The 17,574-nt window shown below is 58.9% G+C and carries 19 protein-coding genes; 10 read left to right on the plus strand and 9 right to left on the minus strand.

The annotated features are described in order from the left end of the window. Positions 1–321: 321 nt before the first annotated feature. The gene (locus GHO25_RS20120; RefSeq protein ID WP_153391957.1) at positions 322–1,779 is read left to right on the plus strand and encodes a hypothetical protein; all 1,458 of its coding nucleotides are present in this window, start codon (positions 322–324) and stop codon (positions 1,777–1,779) included. Positions 1,780–1,877: 98 nt separating this feature from the next. Here the strand turns inward: GHO25_RS20120 and GHO25_RS20125 are convergent, their stop codons facing one another. Further along, a complete protein-coding gene (locus GHO25_RS20125) occupies positions 1,878–2,480 on the minus strand; it encodes a Yip1 family protein (protein WP_048369698.1) in 603 nt (200 codons plus the stop codon). A gap of 266 nt (positions 2,481–2,746) precedes the next feature. Here GHO25_RS20125 and ttcA point away from each other — a divergent pair, with 266 nt between their 5' ends. From ttcA to GHO25_RS20145, 4 genes are all read left to right on the plus strand, one after another. Beyond that, entirely contained in the window at positions 2,747–3,571 is an 825-nt protein-coding gene (ttcA, locus tag GHO25_RS20130; RefSeq protein ID WP_048369700.1) for a tRNA 2-thiocytidine(32) synthetase TtcA, read from the plus strand. 55 nt (positions 3,572–3,626) lie between these two features. Continuing rightward, positions 3,627–4,298 carry a DNA-3-methyladenine glycosylase I gene (locus GHO25_RS20135; protein ID WP_153391959.1) on the plus strand — a complete coding sequence of 224 codons (672 nt, stop codon included), beginning with the start codon at positions 3,627–3,629 and terminating at the stop codon, positions 4,296–4,298. A gap of 97 nt (positions 4,299–4,395) precedes the next feature. Then, complete coding sequence (locus GHO25_RS20140) at positions 4,396–5,361, plus strand: threo-3-hydroxy-L-aspartate ammonia-lyase (protein WP_153391961.1); 966 nt, start codon at positions 4,396–4,398, stop codon at positions 5,359–5,361. A 30-nt stretch (positions 5,362–5,391) separates the two neighbouring features. Continuing rightward, positions 5,392–5,799, plus strand: coding sequence for a RidA family protein (locus tag GHO25_RS20145; RefSeq protein WP_153391963.1), 408 nt, complete (start codon positions 5,392–5,394; stop codon positions 5,797–5,799). Here the strand turns inward: GHO25_RS20145 and GHO25_RS20150 are convergent. From GHO25_RS20150 to arsC, 4 genes are all read right to left on the minus strand, one after another. Then, entirely contained in the window at positions 5,752–6,378 is a 627-nt protein-coding gene (locus tag GHO25_RS20150; RefSeq protein ID WP_153391965.1) for a transcriptional regulator, read from the minus strand. The genes GHO25_RS20145 and GHO25_RS20150 overlap by 48 nt on opposite strands. 243 nt (positions 6,379–6,621) lie before the next feature. After that, on the minus strand, positions 6,622–7,029 hold the full coding sequence (locus GHO25_RS20155) for a DUF2069 domain-containing protein (protein WP_048369707.1): 408 nt from the start codon (positions 7,027–7,029) through the stop codon (positions 6,622–6,624). After that, entirely contained in the window at positions 7,022–7,627 is a 606-nt protein-coding gene (gene wrbA, locus GHO25_RS20160) for an NAD(P)H:quinone oxidoreductase (protein WP_048369709.1), read from the minus strand. The genes GHO25_RS20155 and wrbA overlap by 8 nt, the downstream gene beginning before the upstream one ends. Next, positions 7,624–7,977: an arsenate reductase (glutaredoxin) gene (arsC, locus tag GHO25_RS20165; protein WP_153391969.1), complete on the minus strand. Its 354-nt coding sequence runs from the start codon at positions 7,975–7,977 to the stop codon at positions 7,624–7,626. Before arsC ends, wrbA begins: the two co-directional genes overlap by 4 nt. 124 nt (positions 7,978–8,101) lie before the next feature. Between arsC and GHO25_RS20170 the strand changes: the two genes are divergently transcribed. After that, the gene (locus GHO25_RS20170) at positions 8,102–8,563 is read left to right on the plus strand and encodes a TlpA disulfide reductase family protein (RefSeq protein ID WP_048369713.1); all 462 of its coding nucleotides are present in this window, start codon (positions 8,102–8,104) and stop codon (positions 8,561–8,563) included. A 542-nt stretch (positions 8,564–9,105) separates the two neighbouring features. Here GHO25_RS20170 and GHO25_RS20175 read toward each other — a convergent pair. Genes GHO25_RS20175 through GHO25_RS20190 form a run of 4 tightly spaced genes read right to left on the minus strand, consistent with a single transcriptional unit; the run spans position 9,106 to position 13,766 of the window. Then, positions 9,106–9,510, minus strand: coding sequence for an META domain-containing protein (locus GHO25_RS20175; RefSeq protein ID WP_153391971.1), 405 nt, complete (start codon positions 9,508–9,510; stop codon positions 9,106–9,108). Then, positions 9,507–9,944, minus strand: a complete 438-nt coding sequence (locus GHO25_RS20180) for a hypothetical protein (protein ID WP_048369716.1) — start codon at positions 9,942–9,944, stop codon at positions 9,507–9,509. The genes GHO25_RS20175 and GHO25_RS20180 overlap by 4 nt, the downstream gene beginning before the upstream one ends. 27 nt (positions 9,945–9,971) lie before the next feature. Further along, on the minus strand, positions 9,972–10,961 hold the full coding sequence (locus GHO25_RS20185; protein ID WP_048386766.1) for a 2-hydroxyacid dehydrogenase: 990 nt from the start codon (positions 10,959–10,961) through the stop codon (positions 9,972–9,974). 39 nt (positions 10,962–11,000) lie between these two features. After that, positions 11,001–13,766 (minus strand): response regulator, encoded by a 2,766-nt coding sequence (locus GHO25_RS20190; protein ID WP_178110160.1) that lies wholly within the window; start codon positions 13,764–13,766, stop codon positions 11,001–11,003. Positions 13,767–13,976: 210 nt separating this feature from the next. Between GHO25_RS20190 and GHO25_RS20195 the strand changes: the two genes are divergently transcribed. From GHO25_RS20195 to GHO25_RS20210, 4 genes are all read left to right on the plus strand, one after another. After that, positions 13,977–14,693: a response regulator transcription factor gene (locus GHO25_RS20195; RefSeq protein WP_153391973.1), complete on the plus strand. Its 717-nt coding sequence runs from the start codon at positions 13,977–13,979 to the stop codon at positions 14,691–14,693. Beyond that, positions 14,683–16,050, plus strand: a complete 1,368-nt coding sequence (locus tag GHO25_RS20200) for a sensor histidine kinase (RefSeq protein WP_153391975.1) — start codon at positions 14,683–14,685, stop codon at positions 16,048–16,050. Before GHO25_RS20195 ends, GHO25_RS20200 begins: the two co-directional genes overlap by 11 nt. A 279-nt stretch (positions 16,051–16,329) precedes the next feature. Further along, a complete protein-coding gene (gene cysM, locus GHO25_RS20205; RefSeq protein ID WP_048369724.1) occupies positions 16,330–17,232 on the plus strand; it encodes a cysteine synthase CysM in 903 nt (300 codons plus the stop codon). Beyond that, on the plus strand, positions 17,232–17,574 hold a 343-nt coding region (locus tag GHO25_RS20210), incomplete at its 3' end, for a TRAM domain-containing protein (RefSeq protein WP_153391977.1). The genes cysM and GHO25_RS20210, both read left to right, overlap by 1 nt.

The raw sequence follows: 17,574 nt of genomic DNA on the forward strand, positions 1-17,574 counted from the left end.
GGCAGGCGGTCTGGTGGTTTAAGTGGGTAGTTCGTTAACGTAAAGCTCTGCCAATACGGGGTTGAAAAATTGAAACAACTAAAACTAACGATGCAGCCCATTAGAGGGGTTGTGTGCTCTCTTGCGAGTCTTTTGATTTTTCTGAAGATTAAAAATTTTTCAAGGTGTTTGTTTTTATAGGTTGTGTCAACTATCAGATCTGTCAGCTTGTTAGTGTTTGCAATGTACTGCCTAATCATCTCTCCTCTGAGCGTACGCTTCTTTGTCAGTAAGATAGGTGTGCGCAGTTCAATCATTGTTTTCAACTGGTAGTGCATCACTATGTCCAAAGAAAAATCTCCAATTAGCACAGGGTGGCCGAACGTAAGAAACTGGATGACTTATCATCATGAGGCGTTAAAAGGTCTTAAACTTCATGAACTCAGTCTGCCAGGTACTCATAATGCCGGTATGGATAAAAAAGGTACGTCCGGTATTCCTGAGGGCTGGATAAGTACGCAGGATGACTCTTGGGAGTATCAAGTGGGGAATGGCGTGCGTGTATTGGACTTGCGCATACGAGAAATGATCACTGTTAACGAGTTTCGGTGTTTTCACGGTGGGTTTGAATCGAGTCGGACCGTGCGAGGGCTTATTGATTGGATTAATGGTTTTTTTCGTGAGGACTATGCATCCAAAAAAAATGAGATTCTCATCCTTGATATTCATGACGTTGATAAGCGTGGTGCAGGAGCATTTAACTATGCGGCACTGAAAAATCAGATTAAGTCAGGTCTCACATCAACGGGGTTGATACCTCGTGCTGCTATGGATTTAACCTTAGCTCAACTTCATCAGCAGTACCCTGGTAAAAATATCGTTTTGTGCTGGGATCAAGATGCGGGTGAGGAGTTGATCTGGCCAGAAGTCAAACACCTCTGGATCGGTGAGGATTTGCCCACCGAACAAGCGCTCAATAGTTTTGTGTCATCGGAGCTGAACCAACCCCGCCGGGGGTATTTAAATTCCATGCAGTATGTAAGGTATGAGGCTCTGTATGGCGCTATTGATATGGAAGACCAAGTTAATACAATCTTTGCTGCTGATGCGCTATCGCTCTATCTAGCTAATATAGTTAATGTGGATTTTTTTGGTCGCAATGATCTGGTGCCTAATTGTATTGCTGCTAATCTGGTCAAGGCGGTCGCACCGCGCATGCCGAGTCTTTTTGGGGTGACCTATTATTGGGACAAGATGTCCGCAGGGGTAGGTATCCGAAACCCCACGCAAGCACTCTACTATTTAGTCAGTGTCAATGGAGGTCCATTCACCCGGTATGATTTTGAAGTAGCCCATAACGGTGTTGACCATATTGTGGTGGTCACGGGGTTGGCCAGAGATACAAGCTATCTGCTGACTGTCCTATCTGTCAGTATAGCCGGCAGGCATTCCGCTCCCACCGCTTATACGTTGATCACTAAACTTCCAGATCCAGGCCCAAGGATCTTCAATGTCATTCGCATTTCTCCGGTGCTCGGTATTATTGGGTGGGTGGTTAATGATCTTTATAAATTCGCGAGTGCCGAGGTGACACTGTATCCAACCGATGGCTCTAAGGAGCAAATACCCATCGGTGATCCAGTGGTGTATCCAGTTACCTACCCACAACCCTCTTTATTTCTCAAGGAGTTACTTCCCAATACGCCTTATATCGTCCTGTTAGAAGGCATTTACTCAGACGGGGCTCGCACTTCACCAAGTCGAGGTTACTTAACAAAAACACCTCAGACTTTGTTGTAAATATGGCTTGTATGTACTCAAACAGGCATGCCCTGTAGGAGCGAGCTTGTCTCGCGATCTTTTGATCTTCAAAAGATCGAGAGCACCTTTAAGCAGGTTCAGGAGATATACGTCGGCCCAATCCCCAGCCCCCAAACGATCACGCTGAACGCGATAATCGCCACCAACACTACCAAGCCCACGGCCAGGATCGAGCTTGAAAACAAAAAGCCTTCATCCGGGTCGATGTTCATCACGGTCGGTACGCCCACGAACAACAGGAACACCGTGTAGCAAATGGCCGCCGTGCCCACCAACAATGCCAGCCACATCTGCGGGTACAGCGCCGCGAGCCCGGCAATAAACAAGGGCGTTGCCGTATAAGTGGCAAACGCCACACAACGGGCCATGCTCGGCACCGCATCGTAGGTGCGGGCCATCCAGTGGATAAAACTCGCCATGACGCCAACGCCCACCAGCATCGCCAGGTAAGACAAGGCGCTCATCCACAGCGCGCTGTCGAGGGTGAGCATGACCGGCGGATTACCGCCGATCTTCCAGCCCACCTGGGTGGTACCGATAAACGCGCAAACCACCGGGATCGCCGCCAGGATCAAGGTGTGGGTGAGGTAGATGCGGCTGACGCTTTTTTCGGCGTCGACACGGATCTCGCGCCACTCTTGATCAGGGTGGGTAAAGAGACCTAGAACGTGATGGATCATGGCGCTCACTCCTGTTTCAAACGCATCGTCCTTGGTAGGGTTTCCCGCAGCCGCGCACGGGTATACACGCCTCTGGCGTGCAGGTGCAGGGCCTTGAATTGAGTATAGAAACCCTTGTACTGGACCGCCCTAGTCCTTTAGCGCTAATCACTTTGTTAGGTCCAGGCTTATCGCGATGTGGTCTAAGTGGGGGCGGGGGTTCGTGTGCGCGGTTTTTTTAAGTAAAATGCCCGGCTTTTGGTCTTAACTCGCGGAATTGAAGCGCTATGGGCACTCTCTCGGTCTCTCAACTTAAACTCCAGAAACGCCTGCGCCGATTGACCGGTGAGGCGGTGGCTGACTTCAACATGATTGAAGACGGCGACAAGGTGATGGTGTGCCTGTCGGGCGGTAAAGACAGTTACACGCTGCTGGATGTGCTGCTGCACCTGCAAAAGGTCGCACCGATCCAGTTCTCGATCGTGGCCGTGAACATGGACCAGAAACAGCCGGGCTTCCCGGAAGAGGTGCTGCCGGCGTACCTCAAATCGCTGGGCGTTGAGTACCACATCGTCGAAAAAGACACCTACTCGGTGGTCAAGGAGCTGGTCCCGGAAGGCAAGACCACCTGTTCGCTGTGCTCGCGCCTGCGCCGGGGCACCTTGTACACCTTCGCCGACGAAATCGGCGCGACCAAAATGGCCTTGGGTCATCACCGTGATGACATCGTCGAGACGTTCTTCCTCAACATGTTCTTCAACGGCACCCTCAAGGCGATGCCGCCCAAGTTGCGCTCCGACGACGGGCGTAACGTGGTGATTCGCCCGCTGGCGTACTGCAACGAGAAGGACATTCAGGCGTACTCGGATTTGCAGCAGTTCCCGATTATTCCGTGCAACCTCTGCGGCTCGCAGGAAAACCTGCAACGCCAGGTGGTCAAAGACATGCTGCAAGAGTGGGAACGCAAGAACCCTGGGCGCACCGAAAGCATCTTCCGCAGCCTGCAACACGTGAACCCGTCGCAACTGGCGGACCGCAACCTGTTTGATTTTGCCAGCCTGAAGATCGACGAAACCGCGACCCCGCGTTTCGTTAATCTGTTGAACCTCTAAGCCCGCACACGGCTCTGAACCCCATGTAACACCCCACCGACCCAGAGGAGAGGGCATGCGCGACTTCAAATGGCTGCACGAATATTGTTTGAACCGTTTTGGTTCGTCCGCCGCGCTGGAAGCCGAGTTGCCCGTTCCTCGCACGCCTGCGCAACTGCGCAAGATCCCGGACGACCGTTACCTGTCTACCCTGGCACTGCGGGTGTTTCGTGCCGGGCTCAAACACAGCGTGGTAGACGCCAAATGGCCGGTGTTTGAAGAAGTGTTCTTCGGCTTCGACCCGGAAAAAGTCGTGTTGATGGGCGCTGAGCACCTGGAGCGGTTGATGCAGGACGCGCGGATCATTCGCCACTTGGGCAAGCTCAAGAGCGTGCCGCGCAATGCCCAGTTGATCCTCGACATTGCCCACGAACACGGCAGCTTCGGCGCGTTTATCGCCGATTGGCCGGTGACCGACATTGTCGGCTTGTGGAAGTACCTGGCCAAACACGGTAACCAACTGGGCGGCCTGTCGGCGCCACGCTTCTTGCGCATGGTTGGCAAAGACACTTTTGTGCCGAGCTATGACGTTGTGGCGGCGCTCAACGCACAAAAGCTGGTAGACAAAGTACCGACCAGCCTGCGCGACCTGGCGATTGTGCAAGATGCTTTCAACCAGTGGCACGCTGAAAGCGGTCGGCCGATGTGCCAGTTGTCGCAGATGCTGGCGTTTACCGTGAATCACTGATCATGGGGCGGTGATAGACGGTTTGTCAGGTTGTTTACGGTTTGTCTGATTCTGGATAATATGTCTGGGTCTGCTCATTCGTCGAGGACCTGTTGCCATGCCAATCACTCTGCCCACCTATCAAGCGGTCATCGACGCGTCGAAGCGGCTCGAAGGGGTCGCCAACGTGACGCCGGTTCTGACCTCGCGCACGCTTGATAACGACATCGGCGCGCAGGTGTTTTTCAAATGCGAAAACTACCAGCGCACCGGCTCTTTCAAGTTCAGAGGCGCGTACAACTCGCTGGCTAAATTCACTGACGATCAGCGCCAGGGCGGCGTGGTTGCGTTCTCTTCGGGCAATCACGCCCAAGGCATCGCGCTGGCAGCGTCGTTGCTGGAGATCCCGGCGATCATTGTCATGCCCACGGATGCCCCCGTCGCCAAGGTGGCGGCAACCAAGGGCTACGGCGCCGAGGTGATTTTCTACGACCGTTACACCCAGGACCGCGAAGCGATCGGCAAGGCTTTGGCCGCTGAGCGCGGCATGACGTTGATCCCGTCCTACGATCACCCGGACGTATTGGCCGGGCAGGGTACGGCGGCCAAGGAACTGTTCGACAGTGTCGGTCCGCTGGATGCGCTGTTTGTCGGCCTGGGCGGTGGCGGCATGCTCTCGGGCACCACGCTGTCGACCCGTGCGCTGTCACCCGGTTGCACCCTCATCGGGGTTGAGCCGCAAGCCGGCAATGACGGCCAGCAGTCGTTCAATTCAGGGGTGATTGTTCACATTGATACCCCCGACACCCTCGCTGATGGTGCGCAAACCCAGCACCTGGGGCAGTACACGTTCCCGATTATCCTCAACGGTGTTAACCGGATCGTCACGGTGACCGATGAAGAGCTGGTCTGGGCCATGAAGTTCTTTGCTGAGCGCATGAAGATGGTGGTCGAGCCCACCGGCTGCCTGGGGCTGGCGGCCGTCAGAAAATACAAGGCTGAGCTTCAGGGCCAGCGTGTCGGCGTGATGATTACGGGCGGCAATATCGACATCGAGAAACTCGGCACACTTCTGCAGTCCTGAACCCCTAACGCTCTCTCACGCAGGTGATCCATGAACATCATAAGCACTGATGCGGCGTCGCCCCCGGCTGGCCACTATTCGCAAGCCATAAGCCACCAAGGCACGCTGTATATCTCGGGGCAACTGCCGGTAAGCCCCTCTGGCGCTCACAACCTTGACGCGTCGTTTGCTGAGCAGGCACAGATTGCGCTGAATAACCTGCTGGCCATTCTCAAGGCGGCGGGCGGCGAGCCGAGTGATTTGCTCAAAGTGACGGTTTACGTTGCCGGTGTACAGCACTGGCCGGACTTTGATCAGGTTTACGCGCAGCTGTTGGGCAGCCATCGCCCGGCACGTGCCGTGGTGCCGGTGCCGGAGTTGCATCATGGTTACCTGGTTGAAATTGAGGCGTTAGCGCGTGTCGCTGTACACGGTGGCGCGGGACACGCCGAGGTGTGACGCCACGGTCTCCATGGCTTTTCTGATGTCCAGCAGGCCCGCGTCTTTCAGCTCTTGTAGCAGCACTCTGCGGTCAGCCGCCTTGAGGGTGCGGGGCGTGGTGGCCAGGCGTGCAGCAAACTGATCAATCCGCGTCCGGATGGTCTCTGCGCCGCTGGGCTCAAGGGTTTCGTGCGGGCGCTCGCCGTGAAAGGCGCCGAACTGTTCGAGCATGCCTTGCAGCCCTTTGAACAGGGTCAGGTCGATGTTCATGCACAGCGCGGCCACGTAATGCCCCGAAGAATCCTTAATGCCGATCGAGGTGCTCTTGACCTGGCGACCGTCCTTGAACTGATTGGGGTAGTTGGCAATCACCTGCGGGTAGGCCGGGTCGGCAATGCGCGCTAGCCCCAGCTCGGTTGCCGGGTCCCCGACGGCCCTGCCGGACAGGTTGTTGTGAATGGCCAGAATGGCGTGCTCGGGGTCGCGCAGATCATGCAAAACCACCTCGCAAAAAGGGCTGAACGTTTGGCTCAAGCCTTCTGCGATGTGCTCCATCTGACTGATGAGCGCCAGTTGCTCGGGGGTAGTGCGCTTCATATTGAAGATTTCCAGCGTCAGTAAACGGTTTCAATGAGGGGACGATAACAGCCTGGGCGCGGCTTTTCTCCGGGCCTTTGGATTTGAATGACTCATTCAGGAACGACGCCAGCGCCTGGACTTTGCGCGACCTGTTTTTACGCGGCGGGATAAGCATCAAAATCGGCGCTGTGTCGAACGCCCAGTCGCTCCGAGGCGCTGGATGAACGCGGCGAGGCCCGCCAATGGCCCCGCCGTTTACGCTTACTCACCCGCCAGGCGGCGATCCAGCTGGTAGCGCCAGCGCACAAACAGCAGCGCACTGACGAACACCGCCACGCTGGCGGCGATTTCCAGCAGGCCGAACAGTTGCCGGTTCGGATCGAATGCCGCCAGCGCGCCCTTGAGCAGGTACAAGTTCACCACGTAGCAGGTGAACGAGTGCCCGCGCGGGCTGCCCTTGAGCATACCGGGCACGAGGATCAGCAGCGGCACCAGCTCAATCAGCAAGATCACCCAGGGCCGTGCGCCGTGCAGGTTGGCGAACACCAGGTAATACACGCACAACAAGCCGATCAGGCCGAAAAAGCACGCCAGGCTCACGCCGCGCATCAACCGCACGCGGGGCGTGAGCCACTCAATCGGCGGCAACACCTTGGGCTTTTTAGCCACGCGGGCTCTCCAGCTTCTGGGCGGTAGCCGCCAAGCGCAGCCCCAGCGCCCGGCACAGGGCGATTTCGTGCTCATCGAGCTTGCGTTTGCCGTCAGCCCCGGCGTGATGGCTCGGGCCGTACGGCGTGCCACCACCGGTGGTGTTGAGCAGCGCTGACTCGCTGTAAGGCAGACCGGTGATCAGCATGCCGTGGTGCAGCAACGGCATGATCATCGACAGCAGGGTGGTTTCCTGGCCGCCGTGCAGGCTGGCGGTGGAGGTGAACACGCCTGCGGGTTTACCCACCAGTGCGCCGGTCAGCCACAGGTTGCTGGTGCCGTCCAGAAAGTACTTGAGTGGCGCGGCCATGTTGCCGAAGCGGGTCGGGCTGCCCAGCGCCAGGCCTGAGCAATTTTTCAGGTCATCGAGGCTGGCGTACAGCGCACCGTCCTCAGGAATGCTCGGGGCCACGGCTTCGCACTCGGCAGAGATCGCCGGGACGGTGCGCAGGCGCGCTTCAATGCCGCCTTGCTCAATGCCGCGAGCAATGTGCCGGGCCATTTCGGCGGTGGCGCCGTGGCGGCTGTAAAACAGCACCAGGATATAAGGCGCGCTCATGGCAGGATCTCCAGAACCTTTTCTGGTGGTCGACCAATGACAGCTTTGTCACCGGCGACCAGAATCGGCCGTTCGATGAGCTTGGGGTGAGCCGCCATTGCCTCGATCAGTTGCTCGTCGCTGAGGCTGGTGTCGGCCAGGTTCAAGGTTTTGTATTCGTCTTCGCCAGAGCGCAGCAATTGGCGTGCGCTGAGGCCCAGTTTGCCCAGCAGGCTGCGCAGTTGCGTGGCCTCCAGCGGGGTATCAAGGTAGCGCACCACGGTCGGTGCCAGGCCACGGGCTTCGAGAATCTCGAGCGCAGCGCGTGATTTAGAGCAGCGCGGATTGTGATAAAGCGTCAGATCAGTCATGAGCGGGTCGCTTCTTGCGTAAGGTGGCGGGTATTCTACCCGCCTCACAGGCGTGTCTGAACCGTGTGCGGTCATTGGTCGCCTGTTAATGTCTTTTGTTGGCTTAAATGAGAAGGAACAGCACATGTTCAAGCGACTGTTGGCGGCCACTGCCGTCGCCGCTACGTTATTGCTCGCCGGGTGCGGGAATGATTACGGGGTCGATCAACATGGAGAGAAGGTCGCGTCCGAACGTCTGGACAAGCAATGGAAAGTGATCAACTACTGGGCCGAGTGGTGCGGGCCGTGCCGCGTTGAAATCCCTGAGCTGAATGCGCTGGAAGGCCAGTTGCAGGGGCAGTCGGTGGGCTTGTTCGGGGTTAACTTTGACGGCTTGCAGGGCAAGGAACTGAACGATGCCAGCACCGCGCTGGGCATCACCTTTACCGTATTGGCCCAAGACCCGGCCGACACCTTTGACCTGCCGCGCAGTGAAGCCTTGCCGGTCACCTACATCATCGATGACAAGGGCAAAGTCCGCGCCCAGTTGCTGGGCGAACAAACCGCGGCGGGTATCCTGGCCAAGCTCAAGGAATTGAAGGGCTAGGCCGCAGGACCGCCGTCTGGGGTCGCTGCGCAACCCATCGCAGCCTTCGTGCCTCGTCAGCGACTACAGGGGTACGCAATAAAACTGTAGGAGCGAGCTTGCCTCGCGATCTTTTGATCTTGGCGGTTGAGAAGGTTTTGCGGGTGCTGCGCGCCCGGACGTAGCCTCGCAAAGCTCGTCAACTGCTACGAGGGATATGCGCGCGATCTTTCGACGCAGCCTTCGTGCCTCGTCAGCGACTACAGGCGCACGCGATCAAACTGTAGGAGCGAGCTTGCCTCGCGATCTTTTGATCCTGGCGGTTGAGAGGATTTTGCGGGTGCTGCGCAACCCATCGCAGCCTTCGTGCCTCGTCAGCGACTACAGGGGTACGCGACACAACTGTAGGAGCGAGCTTGCTCGCGATCTTTTGATCTTGGCGGTTGAGGAGGCTTTGCGGGTGCTACGCGCCCGGACGTAGCCTCGCAAAGCTCGTCAACTGCTACAGCTGCCGCAGGCTGCGATCTTTTGATGTTGAAGGTTAAAAGATCGCAGCCTACGGGTCAGCTATCTTCAGGCCAGAGCCGCAACGGCAGGCCTTCAGCCGGCCAGAAACGCACCTGCTCAATCGGCGAGATGTCCCAGCGCTCGACAGTCTGCAAGGCCTTGAAGAACCGTTGCTCTTGCTCCATCAACGCCGGGGCGCAGGCTTTGCGGGTGCTGCCGACCGGGCCAAAGGTCAGCTTGTCACCGTCCAGGGTGTACGGCGCAAACCAGTGGTTACAACCGCCATTGCCATAGGCGCGGCCACCTTCGTCGAAGGTTACGGTCAGGTGGCTGTAGTCCATCAACGGACGCTCACCAATCCATTCCACCACGTAAGCATGGTTGCGCTGCAATTGCGCGGAGTGCCCTGCGCAGCCCACCAGGCTGGCGCCCAGCATGGCCAGCAGGAGCCCGCGTTTCATAGCGCAGCCTTTTGGCATTGCGGGCACAGGTGCTTGCTGCCTTCAGTGCTCCAGCCCAGTTCGGCAATCCGTGCGCTGGCCGCAGGCTTCTGGGCCTTGGTGCCCAGTTTGGCATCGACCGCGAACTCGAACTTCAGTTCTTTGGCGCAGCCGTCACAGTTGACTTGCCATTCATGAATCGCCAGCTCACCGAATACCGGGCCGTTGGCCACGGCCACCCACTGACCGCGCGGGTTGATCAGGTGACGCACTTTTTCGACGTTCAGGCGCATGGACAAGTCCTTGCTGCCTTTGAGGGTCACGATCAGCACGTCGCCGTGCTGAATGGAGCCGCCGTTGCCGGTGACTTGATAACGACCCGGCATCAATGCGCGGCATTCAATCAAGGTGTGCTGCGGGCTAAGCAGGTTGTAGCGGAAATCGTGTTCGACCATGGGTCCTCCAAATAGGCCGCTATGCTATCAACCTTCGACCAGGTTTTGTGGGGCGCCTTCACGCCACGCGGCGATATTGTCCAGCGTGGTACTGGCAATCGCGCTCAGCGCCTCGCGGGTCAGAAAGGCCTGGTGCGCGGTGATGATCACATTCGGGAAGGTCAGCAGGCGCGCCAGCACGTCGTCTTGCAAGGGCAGGTCGGAGCGGTCTTCGAAGAACAATTGGGCTTCTTCTTCGTACACGTCCAGCCCCAAATAGCCCAACTGGCCGCTTTTCAGCGCTTCGATCAGGGCCGGCGTATCAACCAGCGCACCGCGCCCGGTGTTGATCAGCATGGCGCCATGTTGCAGGGTGGCCAGTGACTCGCGGTTGATCAGGTGCTTGTTATCGGCAGTCAGCGGGCAATGCAGGCTGATGATGTGCGAACTGGCGAGCAACTGCGCGAGGCTCACGTATTCGGCGCCCAGTGCCACCAGTTCGGCATTGGGGTAGGGGTCAAAGCACTGCAGCTTGCAGCCAAAACCGGCCATGATTTTGCCGAAGGTGGCGCCGATCTGCCCGGTGCCGACGATACCGACAGTTTTGCCCACCAGATCAAAACCGGTCAGGCCGTGCAGGGTGAAGTCGCCTTCGCGGGTGCGGTTGTAGGCGCGGTGCAGGCGACGGTTAAGCGCCAGAATCAACGCCACGGCGTGTTCCGCCACAGCGTGTGGTGAGTACGCCGGTACCCGCACCACGCTCAGCCCCAGGCGTTTGGCCGCCGCCAGGTCAACATGGTTGTAACCGGCGGAGCGCAGGGCGATCAGGCGCGTGCCTCCAGCTGCCAGTTGCTCAAGCACCGGGGCGCTCAAGTCGTCATTGATAAACGGGCAAACCACTTCATAGCCATGGGCCAGCGCGGCGGTGTCGAAGCTCAGGCGCGCCGGTTGAAAGTGTAGTTCAAGGTCGCCGGGCTGTGTGGCGGCGGTAAAACTGTCCTGATCGTAGGTCTGGCTGCTGAAAAGAATCGTGCGCATCAGTGCTTCCTTGGCAATGGGTGATATCGCAAACAGGGGTTACGCCGAGCTGCGCGCTTCTTGCGCCAGACGCAAAATTGCCTGGTCGAGTTCTTCGAGGGCAGCGTCGGCGGCCGGGCTTTCTTGCTTGAGCAGGGTTTCGCTGCGCTGACAGGCGCCGCGCAATTGCGGCACGCCGCAGTAACGGGTCGCGCCGTGCAAGCGGTGTACGCGCTCGATCAAGGCCACGGCGTCGTTGTCTTCGCGGGCCTGAAGGATGGCCAGGCGGTCGGTTTCCAGCGATGCCAGCAACATCGACAGCATGTCGGCGGCCAGATCGGCCTTGCCTGCCGCCAAACGCAAGCCTTCCTCGGCATCGAGCACGGCCAGTTTGTTGGCTTGGCGTACGGGCTCCTGGGGGCCGTCGCTGCCTTGATTGCGCAAGGCCAGGCCGGTCCACTTCAGCACCACTTGCGCCAGTTGGCGTTCGCTGATGGGTTTGGTCAGGTAATCGTCCATGCCGCTTTGCAGCAGGGCGCGCTTCTCGTTGGCCATTGCATGGGCGGTCAGCGCGACAATCGGCACCGGCGTCGATTGGCGTTGTTGCTCCCACTGGCGCAGCACTTCGGTGGTTTCGCGGCCATCCATGCCGGGCATTTGCACGTCCATCAGGACCAGATCGAAGTCTTCGGCCTTGAACGCATCGACGGCGGCGTAACCGCTGTCAACGGCCGTGACCTTGGCACCCATGTCTTCGAGCAGGGTTTGTACCAGCAGCAGGTTGGCGGGGTTGTCATCCACGCACAAAATCCGCGGCGCCCGGCTGGCCAGTATCTCGCCGGGCTCGTGACGGGTCTGCTGCGGGTTGATGAGTTCGATGAGCGAGCGACGCAATTTGCGCGTGCAGGTCGGCTTGGCCTGGAGCTGGTTGTGGGGGTTGGGCACGGCGGTATTGAACAGCGCCAGCTCCGTGGTCGGGCACAACACCATGACCTTGCATCCCAGGTGCTCAAGGTCCCAGATGTGCTGGTTGAGACGCTCTGGCGGGATGTCATGGGCCGTCACACCCAGCACGGCCAGCTCAATCGGGTTTTCGGTTTGATGGGCAGTGGTCACACCGTTGGTGAGGTTGTCCAGCGTCAGATACGGGGTCACGCTCAAGCCGCAATCTTCAAGCTGGTGGAGCATGGCCTGACGGGCCAGTTCGTGTTTTTCCAGCAAGGCCACGCGATGGCCGAGCAACGGCGCAACGGGCAGGTCTTCAATATCATCATGGGCTTTGGGCAGGTTGACGCTGATCCAGAACACCGAGCCTTCACCCGGCTGGCTTTCGACGCCAATCTCGCCGCCCATTTGCTCCACCAGACGCTTGGAAATCACCAGGCCCAAACCGGTCCCGCCGGTCTGGCGCGACAACGAATTGTCAGCCTGACTGAAGGCCTGGAACAGCGCCCGCACATCCTGATTGGTCAGGCCAATGCCGGTGTCTTGCACGCTGATGCGCAGTTGCACGCCGCCGCTGGTTTTGTTGTCGTCGTCATCTTCAAGCATGGCCCGCACGGCAATCGTGCCTTCGCGGGTGAACTTGATCGCGTTGTTGACCAGATTGGTGAGGATCTGCTTGAGCCGTAGCGGGTCGCCCACCAACGACAGCGGCGTGTCGCGGTACACCAGGCTGACCAGTTCCAGGCCTTTCTCGTGGGCCGAGGGGGCGAGCATGGTCAGGGTGTCCTGGAGCAAATCGCGCAGGTTGAACGGGGTACTGTCGAGCACCAGCTTGCCGGCTTCGATTTTCGAGAAGTCGAGAATCTCGTTAATGATGCCGAGCAGGTTGTCGGCCGACTTTTCGATGGTGTGCAGGTAATCGAACTGGCGAGGGGTGAGTTCGCTTTTTTGCAGCAGGTGGGTGAAGCCCAGAATGCCATTGAGCGGCGTACGGATTTCGTGGCTCATGTTGGCCAAAAATTCTGACTTGATGCGGCTGGCTTCAAGGGCTTCCTTGCGTGCCAGGTCGAGTTCCAGGTTCTGGATTTCGATGGTTTCGAGGTTTTGGCGCACATCTTCGGTGGCTTGGTCGACGCTGTGTTGCAGCTCTTCCTGCGCGTTCTGCAGGGTTTCGGCCATGCGATTGATGCCCGAGGCCAGCTCATTCAGCTCCTGGCTGCCCAGTTCTGGCAGGCGGGTCTGCAACTGGCCGTCCTTGAGTTGGGACACGGCTTGCTTGATTTGGTCCAACGGTGAATTGATCGTGCGGCTCATGCGCAAGGCCAGCAGGGTGGTCAGCACCAGACCGGTGGCGATCAACAGCAGGCTGGCGAACAGGCTGCGGTAGCCGCGCAGCAGCATGTTGTGGTGCGACAGTTCCAGTTCGACCCAGCCCAGCAAGCGGTGGGCTTCATTGGGGATGACGTCGCCCGCCAGGTTGCGATGGCGGCCAAATACCGGGAGCAAATAGCGCGTGGCATCGCTGTCGGTGCGTTGCAGCAATTGCGAGCTGTTGCCCATCGGTGCCTGATTGAGCATGGTCGGCCCGGCGTGGGCCAGCGGCTCGTGATTGGCGCTCAAAAACGCCACGGTGCGCACGTCTTGCTGGTCAAGGGACTCGCTGGCGATACGTTGCAGCAGGGCAGTGTCGTGGCGACCCATGGCGGGCGCAACCAGCGGTGCGAGTTGCTCGGCGATCATTTCACCGCGTTGCAGCAACTGCGATTCCAGTTCTGATTGCTGCAGCCACGTGAAGTAGCTCCCCAGCACGACCGCCATCAAGGTGACGGGCAGCAAGGTCAGCAGCAATACGCGGCCTTTTATCCCGAGGTTTGTCAGCACACCACTCTCCAGCCCGGCATTGATCAATGCATCCTTATGACGTTCGTTATAGATCAGCTCGCAGTGTAGCCATTTGATACGTGGCAAATCTTTGTAAATTTACCTCCAGTGCGAACAGCGCCCACTTAACGGCAATGCAACGGCCATGCCGGTTGCTCGTGCAGGCTCAATCTTGAATAATCAGCGATTGAGAATGACTAGCAGACGTTAATGAATCCCGTAGCCGTTCAGCCCTCGCGCCTTTTGGCCATCGAAGACGACCCCGTTCTGGGCACCTATTTGCATGAGCAATTGGTGCGCTGCGGGTTTGAAGTGGTGTGGTGCCAAAACGGCCAGGAGGGCTTGAGCCGCGCCAGAGATGAACACTTTGATGTGGTGCTGATGGACATCTTGTTGCCGGGCATGAATGGCCTGCAAGTGCTCACGCAGTTGCGCCAGACCCATGCCCTGCCGGTGATTTTGATGTCGGCGCTGGGGGCGGAGGCCGACCGCATCAGCGGGTTTCAGCTGGGCGCCGATGACTACCTGCCCAAGCCGTTCAGCATGGCTGAGTTGCGTGTGCGGATTCAGGCGATCTTGCGCCGGGTGGCGCTGGACCGCATGCCGCCCCAAGCGACGGTGTTGGCCGAAAGCGCGCTGGTGCTCGATGAAGACGCGGCCGACGCCCGTTACGGTCAGCAGTGGGCCGGGTTGACCCGCAGTGAATACCGCTTGCTCGACACCCTGCAACGCAACGCTGACGAGGTGTTGAGCAAGCCGTTCCTTTATCAGCAAGTGTTGCAGCGTGGCTATTCAGCCCATGACCGCAGCCTGGACATGCACATCAGCCAAATCCGTCGCAAGCTCAAGGCCATCGGCTATCACGAGCGGGAAGTGCGCACGGTGTGGGGCAAAGGCTATGTGTTGAGCGCCAGCGATGCGCTCTAAGTTGCCCGGTAAACACTCGGTTTTCTGGAAACTGGCATGTCTGCTGGTGGCTTTCTGTTTGTTGATGATCTGGCTCAGTTGGTCCTGGGGCCGCTACATGGACAAACGCACCGGCTATTTAACCGATGAGGCCAAGAGCACGCTGATTCGTTATGCCGGTGAAGCCGAACAGGCCTGGAACAGCGGCCAGCAAACCGGCGTCGATCAATGGCTGCAAGCTTTCGGCAAAACCGAGCGGGGCTGGGTCGGCGTGGTCGGCCAGGATTTACAGTCGCTCAGCAGTTACCCGTTGAGAGACCAGGAAGCGCAGCGCATGACTTTTTTGCGCGGGCTGGACTGGCCCATCAGCCATATCAACCGCGTGCGCCCGTGGATCAAAGTACCGTTCCCCAAAGACCCGTCTGCCGGTTACCTGGTGATTGAACTGCCGCAGCGCTACATGCCGGGGCTTTCGCAACTGGTCTGGCGCTTTCTGATTCATGGCGTGATCCCCGGGGTGTTTACCCTGCTGCTGTGTGTGGGGCTGTACCGGCTGTTGATCGTGCCGCTGAACCAGTTACGTGAGCAGGCCAATGCCTGGCGTGCCGATCAGTTGGGCGTGCGACTGTCGAGCCAGACCACCAGCCGTCAGGACGAACTGGGCGAATTGGGCCGCGCGTTTGACCAAATGTCCGAGCGCTTGCAGACCACGGTCAACCAGCAGCAACAGTTGCTGCGCGATTTGTCCCACGAACTTCGTACACCGTTGAGCCGATTGCGCGTGGCCTGCGACAGCGAACAGGGTGTTGAAGCCCTGCGCGAGCGCTTGAGCCGCGAAGTGGACGGCATGCAGCGGCTGGTTGAAGACACCTTGCAACTGGCCTGGCTGGATGCCGAGCGCGGGCCGCTGCCGGTCGAAGACATCCAGATCCAGGCGTTGTGGGAGATGCTCACCGAAAACGCGCGTTTTGAAAGCGGCTGGCCCCAGGCGCGGCTGCCGTGCAACCTCGACGCCAACTGCTGGGTCAAAGGCCACCTCAACAGCCTGGCCCAGGCGCTGGAAAACATCCTGCGCAACGCCATTCGGCATTCCCCGGCAGAAGGCACCGTTAGCCTCAATGGCCAGCGTGAAGGCGATGAGTGGCACCTGTGGCTCGACGACCAGGGCGGCGGTGTGGCCCCAGAAGCCCTTGAGCGCATCTTTGCCCCGTTTACCCGTCTCGACGGTTCACGCCCTGGTGATGGCGGCTTTGGCCTGGGCCTGAGCATCGCACGCAACGCCTTGCGCCTGCAGGGCGGCCGCTTATGGGCGCAAAACACCGAACACGGGCTGCGCGTGCACCTGCGCCTGCCCATCGCAGACCTGCCCCACCTGTAGTCGCTGACGAGGCACGAAGGCTGCGTCGAAAGATCGCGCGCATATCCCTCGTAGCAGTTGACGAGCCTTGCGAGGCTACGTTCGGCTGCGCAGCAGTCGCAAAACCTGCGCGCTCTATACCTCTGGAAAAACCAAAAGATCGCGAGGCAAGCTCGCTCCTACAAATGTTATTCCTTCGGCTTATAGCCTTTAGCCATAAGCTTCACACTTTGCGTGATATGGGCTGTCGGTGTTTGTCGGTATGATGTGCGACCCCGCAGTCTGGATTGCGAATACGCCATGACCTTGCAGTACCCAACTATCGCCGATTGCATCGGTAACACGCCGCTGGTGCGCTTGCAGCGCCTGGCTGGCAACACCACCAATACTTTATTGCTCAAGCTCGAAGGGAATAACCCGGCGGGCTCGGTCAAGGACCGTCCTGCGCTGTCGATGATCACCCGCGCCGAAACGCGTGGGCAGATCCAGCCTGGCGATACTTTAATCGAGGCCACCTCGGGCAATACCGGGATTGCCTTGGCCATGGCCGCAGCGATCAAGGGTTACAAGATGATCCTGATCATGCCGGACAACTCCAGTGCCGAGCGTAAGGCCGGGATGACCGCTTACGGCGCCGAGCTGATTCTGGTCAGCCAGGAAGAGGGCATGGAAGGGGCTCGCGACCTCGCCGACAAGCTGCAGGCCGAAGGCCGTGGCAAGGTCCTCGACCAGTTCGCCAACGGTGACAACCCTGAGGCGCACTACACCAGCACGGGCCCGGAGATCTGGCGTCAAACCCAGGGCACGATCACCCATTTCGTCAGCTCGATGGGTACCACGGGCACCATCATGGGTGTTTCGCGCTACCTCAAAGAGCAGAACCCTAACGTGCAGATCGTCGGTTTGCAGCCGATGGAAGGCGCGGCCATTCCGGGCATTCGTCGCTGGCCGACCGAATACCTGCCCAAAATCTATCAAGCCGAACGGGTTGACCGGATTGTCGACATGGCCCAACGCGAAGCCGAAGACGTGATGCGTCGTCTGGCCCGCGAAGAAGGCATTTTCTGCGGCGTGTCCTCAGGTGGTGCGGTAGCCGCCATGCTGCGCCTGTCGCAAGAAGTCGAAAACGCCGTGATTGTCGGCATCATCTGCGACCGTGGCGACCGTTACCTGTCGACTGGCCTTTACGATGCGCCCAACTGATGGCTAAGCAAGAGAGAGGCCTGCGCTTCCAGCCCGCTGGCGGCACCAAGGCCCCGCAAGTGCCTACGGGTAAAAAACAGCGTTTGAGTATCGAACGCCTGGCCAACGACGGCCGTGGTATTGCCTTTGTTGAAGGGCGCACCTGGTTTGTCTCGGGGGCTTTGGCTGGTGAAGAAGTCGAAGCCCGGGTGCTGGGGGCACACGGCAAAGTGGTCGAGGCGCGCACTGAGCGGGTCTTCACCGCCAGCGCCAGCCGTCGCGAGGCGCCGTGCAAGCTGGCCGGCAAGTGCGGTGGGTGCAGCGTGCAACATCTGCCCCACGACGAGCAGCTTGCACTGAAAC

It is taken from the genome of Pseudomonas sp. FSL R10-1350, from assembly GCF_009600525.1.
Lineage (GTDB): Bacteria > Pseudomonadota > Gammaproteobacteria > Pseudomonadales > Pseudomonadaceae > Aquipseudomonas > Aquipseudomonas helleri.